This is a genomic window from Pseudomonas sp. Sample_20, assembly GCF_004307585.1.
GTDB lineage: Bacteria > Pseudomonadota > Gammaproteobacteria > Pseudomonadales > Pseudomonadaceae > Aquipseudomonas > Aquipseudomonas atacamensis.
This window is the reverse complement of the sequence record NZ_RCOA01000109.1, coordinates 39,619-57,253: the sequence shown is the minus strand read 5'-3', so window position 1 is coordinate 57,253 and position 17,635 is coordinate 39,619. Positions and strand designations below refer to the sequence as shown.

The 17,635-nt window shown below is 62.9% G+C and carries 4 protein-coding genes; all 4 read left to right on the top strand.

Annotated elements, in window-relative coordinates; translation table 11 throughout:
* Nucleotides 1-769: 769 nt before the first annotated feature.
* The 4 genes from gspE (at nt 770) to D8U70_RS22570 (ending at nt 17,588) form a co-directional block, all read left to right on the top strand.
* Nucleotides 770-2,176, top strand: a complete 1,407-nt coding sequence (gspE, locus tag D8U70_RS22585) for a type II secretion system ATPase GspE (RefSeq protein ID WP_130929758.1) — start codon at nt 770-772, stop codon at nt 2,174-2,176.
* Nucleotides 2,176-3,387 carry a type II secretion system inner membrane protein GspF gene (gene gspF / locus D8U70_RS22580; RefSeq protein WP_041480124.1) on the top strand — a complete coding sequence of 404 codons (1,212 nt, stop codon included), beginning with the start codon at nt 2,176-2,178 and terminating at the stop codon, nt 3,385-3,387. Before gspE ends, gspF begins: the two co-directional genes overlap by 1 nt.
* Nucleotides 3,388-3,824: 437 nt before the next feature.
* Nucleotides 3,825-4,928, top strand: coding sequence for a substrate-binding domain-containing protein (locus D8U70_RS22575; RefSeq protein ID WP_130886952.1), 1,104 nt, complete (start codon nt 3,825-3,827; stop codon nt 4,926-4,928).
* A 174-nt stretch (nt 4,929-5,102) separates the two neighbouring features.
* Nucleotides 5,103-17,588: a filamentous haemagglutinin family protein gene (locus tag D8U70_RS22570; RefSeq protein WP_130929757.1), complete on the top strand. Its 12,486-nt coding sequence runs from the start codon at nt 5,103-5,105 to the stop codon at nt 17,586-17,588.
* The last annotated feature ends 47 nt before the right edge of the window (nt 17,589-17,635 follow it).

The window sequence follows — 17,635 nt, the reverse complement described above, 5'->3', positions numbered from 1 at the left end:
GTTCTCAAGGTTTGGGTCTGCTTCGCAGCCCAACGGGGATAAATCCCCTCGCCACGGGGGATCCCATTGCCACTGAGGATTCCATTGCCACAGGGGATCGCATTGCCAGGGTGCCGATCAAAGGGAGCACCCGGTGTTGACTGAAATGATGACTGTGGTGAGGGGATTTATCCCCGCTCGGCTGCGCAGCAGTCGTAAAACCGGTACACGCGATTTGCCTGGAGAAACTGGTTCTCAAGGTTTGGGTCTGCTTCGCAGCCCAACGGGGATAAATCCCCTCGCCACAGAGGTACCCATGGCCATTGAGGATCCCATTGCCACGGCATCGATCGAAGGGAGCACCCGGTTTTGACTGAGATGATGATTGTGGTGAGGGGATTCATCCCCGCTCGGCTGCGCAGCAGTCGTAAAACCGGTACTCGCGATTTGCCTGGAGAAACCGGTTCTCAAGGGTTGGGTCTGCTTCGCAGCCCAACGGGGATAAATCCCCTCGCCACTGAGGATCTCATTGCCACCGAGGATCCCATTGCCACAGGGCATCCCATTGCCACGGTGCCGATTGAAAGGAGCACGCGGTTTTGACTGAGATGATGACTGTGGCGAGGGGATTCATCCCCGCTCGGCTGCGCAGCAGTCGTGAAACCGGTACACGCGATTTGCCTGTAGAAACCGGTTCTCAAGGTTTGGGTCTGCTGCGCAGCCCAACGGGGATAAATCCCCTCGCCACTGAGGATCCCATTGCCACGGTCGATTGCGGGGAGGAAGGGTGATGAGTGTATTGCCTTACGCCTGGGCCAAGGCGCAGCGCATTCTTTTGTGCGATGGCGTGCTGACGGTGTGCCCGTCAACGGCCGGCTGGTCGATCAGCGAAGTGCGTCGGCAGTTCGGTGCGACGCGGCTGGAGCGTGTGCGCGATGACGAGCTCGACGGTTTGCTCGCCAGCGCTTACGCCGACACCGGCAGTGCGGCGGCGGTGGTGGGTGCTGCGGAAAACGAGGTTGATCTCGATCGGCTGATGCAGGACATGCCGGAAATCACCGACCTGCTCGACACCCAGGACGGCGCGCCGGTGATTCGCATGATCAACGCTTTGCTCACCCAGGCTGCGCGCGATGAGGCCAGCGACATTCATATCGAGCCGTTCGAAACCCATTCGGTGGTGCGCTACCGCGTCGACGGCACCCTGCGCGATGTGGTCTCGCCGCGCAAGGCGTTGCACGGTGCGCTGGTGTCGCGGATCAAGATCATGGCCCAGCTCGACATCGCCGAAAAACGCTTGCCGCAGGATGGCCGAATCGCTTTGCGCGTAGCGGGGCGGCCGATCGATATTCGTGTGTCGACGGTGCCCACCGGCCATGGCGAACGGGTGGTGATGCGCCTGCTCGACAAACAGGCCGGGCGCTTGCATCTGGAAACCTTGGGCATGGATGCGCAGGTATTGGCAAAGCTCGACCACCTGATCCGCCAGCCCCACGGCATCGTCCTGGTCACCGGGCCGACCGGCAGCGGCAAGACCACCAGCCTCTACGCGGCGCTGGCGCGGCTGGATGCGAGCACCAGCAACATCCTCACCGTGGAAGATCCGGTGGAATACGATTTGCCGGGGATCAGCCAGATTCAGGTCAACGCCAAGATCGACATGACCTTTGCCCTCGCGCTGCGGGCGATTCTGCGGCAGGACCCGGACATCATCATGATCGGCGAGATCCGCGATCTCGAGACCGCGCAAATCGCCGTGCAGGCCTCGCTCACCGGGCACCTGGTGCTGGCGACGCTGCACACCAACGACGCGGTGTCGGCGGTCAATCGCCTGATCGATATGGGCGTTGAGCCGTTCTTGCTCGCGTCATCCATGCTCGGCGTCCTCGCGCAACGTCTGGTGCGGCGCCTGTGCAATCAATGCAAACAGGAAGACCCGGCCACGCCCGGCACTTGGCGGCCGGTCGGTTGCGCGGCGTGCAATCACACCGGTTACAGCGGCCGCACCGGCATCCACGAATTGTTCTGCATCGACGACGACATCCGCACGCTGATTCACCAAGGGGCAGGGGAGCAGGCCTTGCGCGCGGCGGCGTCGAAAGCGGGGATGTTCAGCCTGCGTGAGGACGGTGAGCGTTGGATTTGCAGCGGTGCCACCGCGCCGGAAGAAATCCTTCGTGTGACACGGGACGCCTGATGAATCGCTATCGCTTTGAAGCGGCGGATGCCACTGGGAAAATCGAGTCCGGACATCTTGAGGCCGACAGCCAGAGCGCGGCGTTCAGTGCCTTGCGCGGACGTGGCCTGACAGCGTTGTCGGTGCACGAGGAAAGCAACGTCGCCCGACACGGTGGCGGCGGTTTGTTCAGCGCCAGACTCTCCGACAACGACCTCGCCTGGGCCACGCGGCAACTGGCGAGCCTGCTCGGCGCCAGCCTGCCATTGGAAGCAGCACTGAGCGCCACAGTCGAGCAGGCCGAGAAAAAGCACATCGCCCAGACCCTCAGCGCCGTGCGCGCCGATGTGCGCAGCGGCATGCGTCTGGCGGAATCGCTGGCGTCGCGGCCACGGGATTTTCCGGAGATTTACCGCGCGCTGATTGCCGCTGGCGAAGAGTCCGGCGATCTGGCGCAGGTGATGGAACGGCTGGCCGATTACATCGAGGAACGCAATAACCTGCGCGGCAAGATTCTCACCGCGTTCATCTATCCGGGCGTGGTCGGGCTGGTGTCGATCGGCATTGTGATTTTCCTGCTCAGCTATGTGGTGCCGCAGGTGGTCAGCGCGTTCTCTCAAGCGCGGCAGGATTTGCCGGGGTTGACGCTGGCGATGCTCACCGCCAGTGATTTCATTCGCGCGTGGGGCTGGTTGTGTGCGGCGCTGATGGCCGGGGCGTTCTGGAGCTGGCGTCTTTATTTGCGCAATCCGGCGGCGCGGTTGAGCTGGCATCACCGGGTGCTGAAATTGCCGCTGTTCGGGCGTTTCATTCTCGGCCTGAACACCGCGCGCTTCGCCTCCACGCTGGCAATTCTCGGCGGTGCCGGCGTGCCGTTATTGCGTGCGCTGGAAGCGGCGCGGCAGACCTTGTCCAACGACCGCTTGAGCCTGAGCGTCAGCGAGGCCACGGCGAAAGTGCGCGAAGGCGTCAACCTCGCCGCCGCGCTGCGGGTGGAGAATGTCTTCCCGCCGGTGCTGATTCACCTGATCGCCAGCGGCGAGAAAACCGGTTCGCTGCCACCGATGCTTGAGCGTGCGGCGCAGACGCTTTCCCGGGACATTGAACGACGGGCGATGGGCATGACCGCGTTGCTGGAGCCGCTGATGATTGTGGTGATGGGCGGGGTGGTGCTGGTGATTGTGATGGCGGTGTTGTTGCCGATTATCGAGATCAACCAGTTGGTGCAGTAGCCCAGTTTGATGTCGGCCGGGCCGGCCTCTTCGCGAGCAGGCTCGCTCCCACAGAGGAACGCATATCAACTGTGGGAGCGAGCCTGCTCGCGAAAGCGCCAGTCCCGACAACACAAAACTCAAATATTTTGCACCGGCCTGACCCTCACCCGAGTCCCGATCCCATCATCCTCGGGTTCTCCATTCTGTCATCTGCAACCACCCACCAACGGCTCCAGCCCGATTCAGCCAAACCCGCGATCCAGACGCGCCGCAACCCACCGCAAACACCCGAGAAATCCGCACCAAAATCCCCGCGCAGCTCCCGAGGTTTTTTCCTTTATCTGTCACCGGAAGCTGCGAATTTCTCCCTGCGGCTCCACTGCGGTGGACCCTCCCGGTGTCATGCAAGCCTTCCGAAACCTGTGTTCCAAACCAAGTTGAAAAGGAGATTCTTCATGTTCAAGCGCACTCTGATCGCCGCCTCACTGACCGTCGCCGCTCTGGCTTCCGCCCAGGCCATGGCCGTTACCGGTGGTGGTGCCTCGCTGCCTGCCGCGCTGTACAAAGGTTCTGCCAACAGCATCCTGCCTGCCAACTTCAGCTACGCCGTGACCGGTAGCGGCATCGGCAAAAGCGCTTTCCTGACCAACAACGCTGCCCAGTTCAGCACTACCGGCACCGTGCATTTCGCCGCTAGCGACTCGATCCTCAGCGCTGCGGAACTGAGCACCTACACCACCAACTTCGGTGCTTCGTACGGCCCGCTGATCCAGCTGCCATCGGTGGCCACTTCGGTTGCCATTCCGTACAAAAAATCCGGTCAGACCGCGCTTAACCTGACCAGCGCTCAGTTGTGCGACGCGTTGTCGGGCACCAAGACTACCTGGGGCGCGCTGTTGGGTACCGCCGACACCACCGCAATCCGCGTGGTTTATCGCAGCACTTCGAGCGGCACCACCGAAATCCTCAGCCGTCACCTGAACTCGATCTGCCCGACCAAATTCGCCGTCAACTCCACCTTCACCAACGCTCGTCTGCCGGCCGGTTCCGCGCTGCCATCGACTTGGGTCGGCGTAGCCAACACCGCTGATGTGGCCACTGCGGTGAACGCCGTGGACGGTTCGATCGGCTATGTGGGTCCGGACGGCGTGAACGCCACCAGCAACGCTGTGGTTGCCCGCGTCAATGGCGTCCAGCCAACCAACGCTAACGTGACGCTGGCGCTGAGCACTGCACCGGTGCCAAGCGCACCTGCCAACCCGGCTGGCTGGGCCCCGGTCGTGCCTAACCCGGCAAGCGGTTACCCGATTGTGGCTTACACCAACTTCATCTTCGGCCAGTGCTACAAAGATGCAGCCGTGGCCACCGCCGTGCGCAACTTCCTGACCACCCACTACAGCAACCCGGGCAACAACGTCGCCACCGTCGCCCACAGCTTCACGCCGGTTCCCAACAACTGGAAAACCGCTGTGACCGCCAACTTCATCACCAACACCTCGGGCAATAACCTGGACATCAATAACGCCAACGCCTGCAACGGCATTGGTCGTCCTTTGTAAGCCTTGTCTCAACTGCAATGAAACGGCAGCAGCCTTCGGGCTGCTGTTTTTTTTTGCCGATTTACTCCTTGATCATGAAGTTTGTGTGACATCCGTTCGGTCGTGAGGCTCGCCAACTGCCTATGTCGTAACAGCAGGGCTGATCCGACCTGCCACCCAAAAGGACCTGTAGTGATGCTTGCTCGCACCTCCCGTCACAGTAACCGTATCCGGCCGATCAAACGTGGCGCGGGCGATCCCGCACAGTGGCTGCTCAAGCCATTGGCGCAAGCCGTCGCCTTGTGTCTGGTGGCGGGCAGTGCCGAGGCGGCGACCGCGTTCAGTTCCACCTGGTTTGCCGCGAAGGGCGCGGCGCAGCAGGCTTCGGCGTCGCGTCCGGGTGGGAGCGGTCTGCCGGGGATGACCCCACCGCTGGCACAGCAGCAACGGGCCAGCCAGCAGTTGCAGCGCTCTTTGCAAACACTCAATAACACCGTGGCAGCGATTGCCACTCAGCAGGCCGCACAAGCCGCTGGACGTGCCGCCGCATTGGGCAGTGTGCAAGTGGTTCCGGACGGATTGGGCGAGGGTGGCCTGAAGATCGATAACAGCTTGAGCCAGGGCTGGATGAACGCCAAAGGCCCGCAACAGACCCAGGCCGACGGCAAGACCACGGTGAAGATCGAGCAGACCGCCGACAAGGCGATTCTCAATTGGGAAACGTTCAACGTCGGCCGCAATACCACAGTGGAATTTGCCCAGCAGGCCAACTGGGCGGTGCTCAATCGCGTCAACGATCCGAGCGCACGGGCCAGCCAGATTCAGGGGCAGATCAAAGCGGACGGCACGGTGATGCTGATCAACCGCAACGGCATCGTCTTCAGCGGTGGCAGCCAGGTCAATGTGCGAAATCTGGTAGCGGCAGCCGCGAACATGACCGATGCACAATTTCGCGATCGGGGTCTGTATTTCGACAGCACCGGCAGTCAGCCAACCTTTACCGACGCTGCTGGCAAAGTCCTGGTGGAGCGTGGCGCAGCCATACAAACGCATCAACCTGCGCTCTCCACCGACGCCGGCGGCTATACCTTGCTGCTCGGCCAGGACGTGCAGAACGACGGCTCGATCAGTACGGCCAAGGGTCAGACGGTGCTGGGTGCCGGGGACCGTTTCTATATCCGCAAGGGCTCGGGCACCGACGGTAATGGTTATTCAACCACCTTCGGCAGTGAGGTCATTCCCGGTTTCAAGGCTGACAGCTCGGGCAAAGTCAGCAACACCGGCCTGATCCAGGCATCCACCGGCGACATCACCCTGACCGGCCGCGACGTTGTGCAAAACGGTGTGCTGCTGGCGAGCACTTCGGTGGCGACGCGCGGCACCGTGCATCTGCTCAATCCGGCCAGCGATGCCCAAGGCCGTGTGACCCTGGGCGAAAATGGCGTCAGTGCGATTCTGCTCGACAGCAGTGATCTCACGGCCCTGGACAGCCAGCGCGAGGCCGCGCTGACCGGCGTCAATGCCAACAACCGGATCCGCAGCGATCAGTCACGCATCGACATCGGCAGCGGCGGCACCGTCGAATTCAAAAGCGGCTCGATCACCCTTGCCACCGGTGGGCAGGTGGCAGTTGCCGCCGGACAGCGCAGTCTATTGCGCGAGGGGGCGGTGATCGACGTGTCCGGCGCCCTCGGCGTCAAAGTGGCGATGGCAAACAACAACATAAAGATCAACGTCCAGGGCAACGAGCAGCGTGATGCGCCGGTCAATCGCGAGAACGGCGCGCTCAACAGTAACGACATCTGGGTCGATGTCCGTGAGCTGGTATTCGTGCCGGCGGGCACCAACGGTTACGCCACCGACCGCTGGTACACCGCCGGTGGGTTGTTGGAGGTCGGCGGATACCTCGGCACTCAGGGCCATGGCGTTGGTGAATGGATGGCGCAGGGCGGTGAGGTGCGGTTTTCCGGAAAGGACGTGATCAGCGAAAAAGGTTCGCTGATCAATGTGTCCGGCGGCACGCTTGATGTGCAGGGCGGCGAGATTCGCCAGAGCTGGCTGCGCGGTGCGGACGGGCGGTTATACGAAGTGTCGCGTGCGCCGGGCGATATTCTCTACAACGGTCTTTACAAAGGTTACGAAAGTCACAGCGAGCGCTGGGGCCAGGCGGATTATTTCTATAGCCCGCTGATCGCGCCGACGCGTCGTCAGGAAGCGGGTTACACCGTTGGCCGGGATGCCGGCCAGTTGGTGATCGCCACGGGCAACGCCGTGCTGGATGGCCAGCTGTTGGGTGAGGTGTTTCAGGGCGAACGGCAAATCCAGGCACCGCGGGCAAGTCTGGACGGCTATGCCCAGACCCAGACCGCCCGGGCGCGGCGAGGGCAGTTGGTGGTTGGCAGTTACGATGCTGCTTATGTCGCTGCCAGTGCCGGCCTGCTCTATCAACTCGACCCGTTGCTCGATCAGGTGCAAGTGGGGGGCGCGCATGCCAGCGTAGCGAACGCAGGGCTGACCGATGCGGTCGCGGCAGAACGCGCAGGCAAACTGTTCCTCGATGCCGGGCTGCTCAATGGTTTCGCGCTGGGCGCGCTGAAGATCTCGGCAAAAAACACGATTGAAGTCAATGAAGGCGTGACCGTGGATCACGGTGGCAACATCACCCTGTTCAGCCCTGACGTGCAGGTCAATGCCGATCTGATTGCGCAAGGCGGCAGCCTGCAATTGGGCAACGTTTTGAACCAGCTCGCCACCGATCGGCGTGATGACACCAGTCTCCAGGTTTCAGCAGGCAAGCTAGCGCGAGTGACGGTTGCGCAGGGTGTGCAGCTGCAGACACGCGGTCTGTGGAGCAACCTGTCGAGTAACCCGGACGACGCGGGCGGCCTGGCGTACCTCAATGGCGGGACGGTGTCGATCCGCAGTACCGGCGACATTCTGCTGGCCAGTGGCAGTCTGGTCGATGTTTCGTCGGGCGGCGCGGTATTGGCCAACGGCAAGACGCGTGGCGGCAAGGGTGGCGACGTGACGCTTGAATCCAGCGCCAACAGTGCGCCGGGCCTGTCGCGCATGGTGCTCGATGGCGAGGTGCAGGGCTATGGCGTGAACGGCGGCGGCACCTTGACCGTGCAGGCCAGCAAGGTGCGGATCGGCGCTTCCGGCGAAGTGGCCGAAGAACAGACCTTGCGCCTGACGCCGGAGCTGTTCCGCACGGGGTTCAGCGCCTACAACATCATCGGTCTGAAGGGGCTGGAGGTCGATGCGCAAAGCGCGATCGATGTGCAGATGCCGGTCTATCGATTTGGCGAATCCGCCTCGACCATTGTGTCCGGTATGTCGCCGCGCGCTGCGCTGGAGCTATGGACGCCCGCGCTATTCCAGGAAGACCCGCTCAAGGGCGTCTTGACGCAAAGGGCCGGCGCTTCTGTCGCATTGCAGGCCGGCGCGACGCTTGCTGGCTTGATTGATCCCGCCAGCAGTCCGTTGTCGATTGGCCAAGGCTCACGGATCAGCGTCGATCCCGGCCAGCGCATCGGTTTGCGCGGGGCAGGCCAGATCACGCTTGATGGTGAACTCAACGCTTGGGGCGGTATTGTCGATATCCGTCAACAGCAGTTCGGCGCGATTGATGTGGCGACGTCCTTGCAAGAGGCCGATCCGACCCCGCACAACCGTTCGATCTGGATCGGTGAACATGCCTTGATCGATGTTGCCGGTCGGGCAGCGACCGCTGTCGATGCGCTGGGCCGCGTCTACGGCCAGGTTGGCAAGGGTGGCTCGATCATTGTCGGTGGCGAGATTGATGTGAAGAAAATCACGGCGACCGCTGCCGATGCTTACGTCATCATCCGCCAAGGTGCGCGACTGGAAGCGTCCGGTGCGCAAGCCGTGCTCGATAGCGGTGGGCAAGGCCCCGCTCGTGTGGCCACCGATGGCGGACGGATCACCCTGAGTTCCTACAATGGTCTGTTCATCGAGGGCAGTCTGCAGGCCAGTGCTGGCGGTGCAGGTGCGGCGGGCGGGCGTCTGGAGATCGCTCTGGATACACCGGCGTACGGTCCCGCGAACTTGAGCAATGCGGTGCGCGTGCCCCGTGAAATGATCATTGGCCAAGGGCCCGCGCCGGCACTGCCGCAGCCGCTGCGAGCGGGTGAGGCTTCGCCACTTTTACGCTACGGGCGTACACGCTTGAGTGCCGATCAGCTGATGAGCGGTGGCTTCGACAGCGTGAGTCTGCTGAGCAACGGTCTGATGACGTTCGACGGCGATGTCGACCTGCACATGGGACAGGGCCTGAGCCTGTTCGCCGGTTCTCTTTCATTGGCCGAGTCGGCGAGTGACAGCGCCCGGGTCAACCTCAGCGCACCTTACCTGCGCCTGTCAGGGCTGGGCACCTATTTGAGCTCGGAAGTCAAAGTGCGTCCGCGGGTGATGAGCAATCCGACAGCGCAGTTGTCCGGCGCGCAATTCACCGCCAGCGCGAACCTGCTGGACGTGGGCAACTCGCTTTCATTCGGCACCGAAGGGACTCTTGTGCAATCGGCCGCACCGGCGCTGGCGGTCAGCCGCCGTGGCTTTGGTCTGGTCACGCTCGACAGCCAGGGCGACCTGCGCTTCCTCGCGCCAACCGATGAACAGCAGCGCAGCCGTCTGTGGACTGCGGGTGACATGCACATGCGGGCTGCGCAGATCTACCCGGCCAGTGGCGTCTCGGCTGAGGTGCGAGTGGGCTATCAGAGTATGGCCGGATCGGTGCCGGAGCATACGTTGCGTATCGGCAATCACGGGGCGGCGCCGACCGCTTTGCCTTACTCGGTGTTCGGCAGCCTGACACTCAGTGCGGGACAGATCGAGCAGGGCGGCGTCATTCGTGCGCCTTTGGGGCTGATATCCCTGGGTGATGACGTCATTGTCAAAACCCGTGAACTTCACCTTCTGCCGGGCAGCGTGACTTCAGTCAGCGCCGCCGGCCTGGTCATGCCCTATGGAGGAACCACCGACGGTATCGACTATCGGTACAACGGTAAGTCGGTGATGTTGAATGGCATTGCCGGAGCGACCTCCGGGGTCATCCTTGATGCGCAATACACCAATGTGCAGGCCGGGGCAGTGATTGACCTTTCGGGCGGCGGCGATTTGCGCGGTGCCGGTTTTGTCTCCGGACGAGGTGGCTCCACCGATGCGCGTTTCAATCCGCTGGTACGCAATGCCACCGATGGCACCTTCAGTTTGCCGGGGCTGGCCAATAACCCCGTGTATGCAATCGTAGCCGGTGACCAGAGCCGCTATGCGCCGATGCTGGCCGAGGCCGGCGCGGTCGACCCGCGTATCGGCCAGCAGATCACCCTCGGGACCGGCGTTGCCGGACTGGCACCCGGCACCTACACCTTGTTGCCATCGACCTTTGCCTTGTTACCGGGCGCCTTCCGGGTCGAAATCAATGGTCAAGCGATTGCGGGGCCGATGGACAGTGCGTTGAAGTTGCGCAATGGCTCGTGGACCACGGCCGGACAGCTGTCGATTGCCAACACCGGTATTCGCGACAGTTTGCCCAGCCAGGTCATCGTGACGTCTGCCGATGTGCTGCGGCGCTATTCACAGTACAACGAAACCGGGTTCAGCCAATTTGTGCTCAACGATGCTGCCCGCCGCGGTCTGCCGCGCGCCCGCACACCGCTGGACGGCAACACGCTGCACCTGCGCATGGTCAGTGGCGGCGAGCACGACTCAGCCCTGGATTTCAACGGGCAGGTGCTGTTCAAACCTGCCAGCGGCGGGGTCATTGGTACGGCGGTCGTTCAGGGCGGTTATACCGGCGCAGAGTTTGAAATTCTCGGTGCCGGGCATACGCGAACGCCAGGGTTCGACGGTGTATCGCTGTACGCCGACACCCTCAACCGCTTGAATGCCGGACGTTTGACCATCGGTGGCACCCCAACCGTGTATTACGGTTCGGAGGGCGGCTCGATCAAGGTGATCGGCAATACCTCGGCGATTCGTCTGCGCGAGGGCGCGATCCTCTCGGCGCCAGAGGTTGTGCTGAGCAGTAACAGCGCCAATGGCGGCATCACCATCGATGCGGGAGCGGGCGTCAATACCTTGGGGCGAGGTAACGTTCCGTATGATGCCGCAGCCGGTTTCGTCTACGAACCGGGGCGCTCCAGCCTGCTGGTGGTGTCCAACGGCTGGACGCCGGTGCTTGCGCCCACCGAAGGCGGGGGCGGGAGCATTCGTATCGGCAACTGTCCGACGGCCGATTGCACTGCTGCGGCGTTGCTGTACTCCAACGGCAGCATCATCGCCGCCACTGACAAAGACTTCGAACTGGGCGAAAGCGTGCGCTTTGGCACTCGCCAACTCGGGCTTTCGGTCGGTGTGGTCAATGCCGGCAGTCCGCAAGCACTGGCCGCAGCCAGCGGCCGCACACCCGCGGGCCTGACGCTTAACCAGAACGTGCTGGATCGCCTGTTGCAGGGCGACACGCAATCTGGCGCCCCCGCGCTGGAAACCCTGAGTCTGGTGGCCCGCGATGCGTTCAACTTTTTCGGCAGCGTGACCCTCGACACCATTGATCCGCAGACCGGCCAGAGCCGTTTGCAGAATCTGGTGTTGGGTAGCCCGGCTATCTACGGCTCGGGCGCTGCCACCGATGTCGCGACGATCCGCACCCGCAATCTGATCTGGAACGGGGCGACTCAGGCCCCGGGTACGGTGGTCAACGACGGCGCCGGCAACGGGCACGGCACGCTGGATATTCAGGCGCAGCGGATCGAATTGGGTTACGGCCCGAACCCGCAGCCCAATGGCCTGGATCGCAATAACCGACTGGCCCTGGGGTTTGCCAACGTCAACTTCAACGCCAGCGAGCGCATCACCGCCAACCACAAGGGCAGTCTGGCGGTGTACGAATCCCAAGGAGCTTATGACGCGGTCAAGGGGTTCAGCTACAGCGGCGGCAATCTCAATCTGCGCACGCCATTGCTGACCGGCGAGGCCGCCTCGGTCAGTGAACTCAAGGCGGGCAACAACCTGACGCTGAGTGGTAGCGCCACAACGGCTGCCGCGGATGCCCTCGGTGCGCAACTGAGCCTGACGGCACGCAGTGTTGTGCTCGACAGTCGCATCGTCCTCGCCAGCGGCAAGCTGCTGGTCAATGCCGAAGATGATCTGCTGCTTGGCAGCGGCGCGCAGATGGACATGGCGGGCCGGGTTCTGCCGTTCAATGATGTGCAGAAATACAGCTGGGGTGGCGACGTGTCGTTGCAGAGCAACAACGGCAATATTCGTCAGTCGGCGGGCTCGCGAATCGATCTGTCCGCCGTCAACAATCAGGCCGGGCAATTGAACGTTGTGGCCCTGGCCACTGACGCTGGACAGGTTGATCTGCAAGGGCAGATTGTCGGCAGCAGCAGTGGCTATTACGACGCGGGCGGTACGTGGGTGCCGTACAAGGCCGGTGGCGTGGACATTCGCGCCCAGCGCCTGGCGGGTGATTTGAGCCAGGCCTTTGCCAGCCTTAACCTGCGCTTGAATGCCGGCGGGGTTGTGGGCAGTCGAAGCTTCCAGTTCAAGCAGGGCAATCTGCGTATCGGTAACGAACTCAAAGCGGGCGAAGTCAATGTCTCGGTGGACAACGGCAACCTGACCGTGGACGGGGTGATCGATGCCAGTGGTGAACGGGTCGGCAGCATTCGCCTTGCCGGCAAAAACGGTTTGAACCTGACGGGCAACGCGCTGCTCGATGCCCATGGCCGCGTGCTGCGCGTCGACAGCTACGGCAAAATCATCGACGCACCGAACCGCGCCATGGTTGAACTCAATTCAGGTGACGGCGTGCTGACGCTGGCCGCTGGTGCACGGATTGATCTGCGTCACGGCACCGATGCCGTGCCTGGAAACCAGGCGGGACAACGCGATGACGTGTTGCGTGGGACGCTGGAGCTGAATGCACCGCGCCTGGGCGGCGGTGACATTGCGGTGGATGCCAGCGGTACGTTGAATATTCAAGGTGCGCGCTCCATCGGGCTGAATGCCGTGCGAAGTTACAGTGATGCTGCCGATGGCACCGATCCGGCGGCCAGCGGTCGCCCGTATCAAGTGATCGATCAAGCCTACCTGGATCGCATTCACTCAGACAGCAGCGGCTTTATCGATGCGGCGCTGGGTAACAGTGATCTGCTACAACGCAAACTGGCCGGCCTCAACAATGCGACCTATGCCGATGCGTTTCATCTGCGCCCGGGGGTGGAAATCGTCAGCAAAACCGCTGACGGCGATCTGGTGGTGCAGGGCGATCTCGACTTGTCCGGCTACCGTTACGCCAGCCTCAACCCGCACACTCGCCGGACCTCGGTGTATGGCAGCGGGGAAGCGGGCAGCCTGTTGATCCGTGCCGGTGGCAACCTCGATATCTACGGCAGCATCAACGACGGTTTCGCACCGCCGCCGGAAACCGTGGACGACGCTGGCTGGAAACTGTTGCCGGGGATACAGCCTTTCGGCGGTGACCTGATCGTACCGGGCAGTGGTGTCAGCCTTGCCGAAGGGACGCTCTTTCCGGTTGGCGCCACCTTGAATTACGACCTGCCGATTCAAGCCGCCACACTGGCCGCGGGCACGGTGTTGCCGGTTCAGAGCACATTGGCCGCACCTTACGTGTTACAGGGTGGAACGGTGCTGGCCGGCGATGTGCATGACGCGGCGGGTAACCTGATGTATGCCGCCGGTACGTTGCTCGACAACGCTGTGACCCTGCCGGCCGGCAGTCGTTTGGGTGCAGGTATTCGCTTGAACAACGCCACCGCACTGCAGGCCCTGCTCTGGCCCAAAGGCGTGCCGCTGCCGGGTGCGGTTGATGCCGACAATAAAACGGTGGGTGTTGTGTTGAACGGAACGTTAGCGCTGTTGCGGGGTTCGCTGATCCCCTCCATGACCAACGTGAAGCTCGCCGATGGCACGGTATTGCTCGACCTGCGTCCTGCCAATGGAAACCAGCAAGGTCGAAACTGGGCGATCGCCAGCATGCTGCCGGCGGGCAGTGCGTCGTGGTCGATGCGCATGGTGGCAGGGGCCGATCTGACCGCGGCCGACAGCCGTAGCGTGAAACCTCAGGCCAGCGTCGGCAACTTGCAGATGGCCGACACTCACTATGGTGTGAGCATGATCGAGGTGGCCGGCAAACTGGTCTGGGCGGTGGATAACGAGTATGGCTTTACACCGTACGAACCGGTTCCCGAGGAATACCTTGTGCTCTGTGATATCGCTCCCGGTTCTTGCGCGCCCATGGCGCGCAGTGTGTGGGCGCCTGGCAACTGGATGGGCATGCCGGATTACACACCGATGAACGATGACGAATTGTTCTGGTGCTCCATCGACCCGGCACTGTGCATTGAAAACAATCCGAGCAAGAGCGCCCAGGCCCACACGCAGATGTTCAGCGTTTTGCGTACTGGCACCGGCGACCTGGATTTGATGGCGGCCGGTAACCTCAGCATGGCCTCACCTTTCGGCGTCTACACCGCCGGCACCCAATCGGCAGACGTCGACGCGCGTTATAACCAGCCCCGCGGAAGGCTGTCGGCTGATGGCTCGGTATTGGGCAGCGCTGGCAGCGATTACGAAAAATGGGTCGATGGCGGCAGTGCCAGCCTCTATCAGGCCTGGTATCCGCAGATGGGCGGTAACCTGACGATCAATGCCGGCGGGTCTGTGTCGGGTGACGTGCTTGGCCGTCGCTCGGTCGCCACGGGCGACGGTACGCGGGAGCAGGTGCCGAGTGTGGCGGTGGGCAATTGGCTCTGGCGCCAGGGCACCGGCAACAACGATGTACCGACTGCCTGGTGGATCAATTTCGGCAGCTACGCTGCGCAGCCATTGCCAGCGCTGGGCGAGGAAACCAGACCGTATCTGGTGGGCTTTACCGGGTTCGGTACGCTGGGCGGCGGCAACATCAGTCTGAGCGCCGGCGGGGATGCTGGCATGCTCAAGGCCATGGGCGACGACAGGTATGCGTCGTACCCCCGCAGTCAGGGGTTGATCGTGGCTGTCGGCAGTACGGGCCGCGTGGACAGTGACGGGAACCTGCAACTGACCGGTGGCGGAGACCTGGATATTCGTCTGGGCGGTGTCCTTAATCCGTCTCTGCAGGCACGTGCCGGCCTGGCGGGTACCGGCACGCCGACGCACGACTTGCAGGGCGCGCTCATCAACCTGCGCGGTGCGGCGCAACTGACGGGCGCCGCGTTGGGCGGTATCAATCTGCAGTACGGCGCCTCGGCGCTGTTTCATGACCCACGGGAAACGCGCGCCTTCGACCCGTTCAACTCGACGGCCAGTAATGCCAGTGGCGGGCTGGTGCTGATTCCCGGTGACTCCGGCATGCGCCTCAACACCCGCGGCGATCTGGTGTTGGGTGGCGCCGCCGATCCGGGCCGCGTGAGGTTGCAGAACTCCACACCGTTTACCACGGCGGATGGCATTTACCATGCCGGTGGCGGTTTGAGTGGTTTCTCGCTGTGGACCGATCACACGGCCATCGATTTGTTCTCGGCCGGCGGCAACCTGACGCCCAGCACCCAGTTGATGGAAACCACCGGGCAGGACCCCGTCGCCGGGCTTAACGGGTCACCGACCGATGACCGCTTCGTCTTTCCTTCGATATTGCATGCCGTGGCCGGCCAGGGCTCGATTTATGCGGGACCATCAGCGGCCTACGGCATAGGCAACCCGGCGCCGGCTCTGGCCTGGTCATTGCTGTTGGCACCTTCCAGCGCGGGGCAGCTTGAACTGATCGCTGGGGATTCGATCTATGCCGGCGGCTACGCCATCAACCAGTCAGGGGCCAGCCCGGCGGCGCTCGCCACACCGTTTGCACCCGCGTTCAATGGCTACGGCAACAACCAGTCCGCTCGGCCGATCACGACCAACGCCGGCAGCGATGGTGTGCTGGCGCAAACCAATTCGCGCTATCCACTGTTTGCCTTTGGTCCCGATAGCTACTCGGGGTTGAGCAGTGTTCAGGGGCCGGCGCGCTTCTATGCACTGACCGGTGACCTGGTAGGAATTCGCACGGGCGAAACGCTGGCGTTCGCGACCACGAAGCGCACCTGGTATGAATCGGCAGGCCCGGTGTGGATGGTGGCGGGGCGTGACATCGTGGCGTCCGGTACCAATTTGGGGCAACCCACGTTTGCGCCCGTTGGGGGCATGAGTCGCAATAACGAACAGATCGCGTCTACCGGCAATCTATTCGTGCATAACGATGCGCGCGACATTTCGCGGGTTTCGGCCGGGCGAGACATTCTCTACAGCAGCTTCGACATTGCCGGCCCGGGTGTTCTGGACGTCAATGCCGGGCGCAATATCCTGATGGAAGATCGCGCCAGCATCACCAGCCTCGGCCCTGTCGTGGCAGGTGATCAGCGCCCCGGTGCGAGCATCGTGATGCAAGCGGGTGCGGGCGCGCAGGGGCCGGATTACTCACGGTTCAGTGCGCGTTATCTGAACCCGCAAAACGTCGCGGACTCAGGTGTGGCCCTCAGCGCGCAGCCGGGCAAAGTGGTCAAGACCTACGTCGAAGAACTGCAGAGCTGGCTGAGCCTGGGTTATGGCTTCAAGGGTGGCGACGAACAGGCGCAAGCGTTCTTCGCCGCACTGCCGAGTACCGAGCAGGCGATCTTCGCCCGCCAGGTGTACTTCGCCGAATTGCGTGCCGGTGGCCTGGAATACACCGATGCCGACGGCCCGCGCACTGGCAGTTACCTGCGTGGTCGCAACGCCATTGCGGCACTGTTCCCGACCACTGATGTCGCCGGCAATCCGATTCGCTACGACGGCGATATCACGATGTACGGCGGCGCCGGGGTCAAGACGCTGTTTGGCGGCGATATCCAGATGCTCACGCCGGGCGGTGGTCAGGTGTTCGGCATCGAAGGCGCTGCGCCGCCGTCGACGGCGGGGATCATCACTCAGGGTTCGGGCGACATTCAGCTGTACTCGCAAGGCAGCATTCTGCTCGGCCAGAGCCGGATCATGACCACCTTCGGCGGCTCGATTCTCGGCTGGTCCGCCGAGGGCGATATCAACGCCGGTCGCGGCTCGAAAACCACCGTGGTCTACACGCCGCCAAAACGTGTCTACGACAACTGGGGCAACGTCACGCTGTCGCCGTCGGTGCCGAGTACCGGTGCCGGTATCGCCACGCTCAACCCGATCGCCGAAGTGGCACCGGGCAACATCGACCTGATCGCGCCATTGGGCACCATCGATGCCGGCGAGGCGGGGATTCGCGTGTCAGGCAACGTCAACATCGCCGCGCTGACGGTGGTCAACGCCGCGAACATTTCGGTGCAGGGCAAAGCGACCGGCGTGCCGGTGGTGTCGGCGGTGAACACCGGCGCAATCACCTCGGCCAGTTCGGCGGCATCCTCCGCTACGCAAGCGGCGGAAGACGTCGCCCGGCAGCAACAGGCAGCGGCGCGGCAGAACCAGGCTTCGGTGTTCACTGTGCAGGTACTCAGCTTCGGCAACGAGCAACTGGCACCGTCGCGCGATGGTGCCAGTCGCGCGCCAGCGACCGGTTACAACCCGGACAGCCCGGTGCAGGTACTCGGCGCCGGGGCATTGGATGAACAGGCGAAGCAGCAGCTGACCGAGGAGGAGCGTGGGCAGCTGACGTTGTAAAAGACTCTCGTGCAGTACGTTTGGGCGGCCGGTTGGCCGCCTTTTTT

Excerpts from the sequence above, each read along its gene's own strand:
- D8U70_RS22570 (WP_130929757.1), top strand. The coding sequence starts at position 5,103 with ATGCTTGCTCGCACCTCCCGTCACAGTAACCGTATCCGGCCGATCAAA.
- gspF (WP_041480124.1), top strand. The coding sequence starts at position 2,176 with ATGAATCGCTATCGCTTTGAAGCGGCGGATGCCACTGGGAAAATCGAG.
- gspE (WP_130929758.1), top strand. The coding sequence starts at position 770 with ATGAGTGTATTGCCTTACGCCTGGGCCAAGGCGCAGCGCATTCTTTTG.
- D8U70_RS22575 (WP_130886952.1), top strand. The coding sequence starts at position 3,825 with ATGTTCAAGCGCACTCTGATCGCCGCCTCACTGACCGTCGCCGCTCTG.